The organism is Pseudomonas sp. K5002 (assembly GCF_013386655.1).
In the GTDB taxonomy this organism is placed as follows: Bacteria; Pseudomonadota; Gammaproteobacteria; order Pseudomonadales; family Pseudomonadaceae; genus Aquipseudomonas.
The window spans coordinates 1-419 of record NZ_JACARK010001753.1; the positions used below are offsets into that span (position 1 = coordinate 1).

General features: G+C 68.3%; 1 protein-coding gene. It reads left to right on the plus strand.

What is annotated here, in order from left to right; all coding sequences use genetic code 11:
- The coding region (locus HX846_RS39100; RefSeq protein ID WP_178967686.1) for an HlyD family efflux transporter periplasmic adaptor subunit at positions 1-419 on the plus strand (419 nt) is incomplete at both ends.

A 419-nucleotide genomic window follows, 5' to 3' on the forward strand; every position in this document is an offset into this window, starting at 1 on the left:
CCCAGGGCGACCTGGCCCGGGTCCAGGCACAGTGGATCAACGCCCAGGCCAATGCCCGTCGCCAGCAGGAATTGTTCAACCGTGGCGTCGGCGCCCAGGCCCAGCTGGACATCGCCCAGACCGACCTGAAAACCACCCAGGCTTCCCTGGATCAGGCCAGGGCCTCGGTCAATCAGGCCAAGGACCAGCTCAACTACGCCGAACTGCGCACCGACCATGCAGGCATCGTCACCGCCTGGAATGCCGAGGCCGGCCAGGTGGTCAGCGCCGGGCAGCAAGTGGTGACCCTGGCACGACCGGACATCAAGGAAGCCGTCATCGACTTGCCCGCCGGCCTCGCCGAACGCCTGCCGCCGGATGTGGTGTTCCTGGTCGCCGGGCAGATGGACCCCACGGTCAGCACCACCGCCACCGTGCGC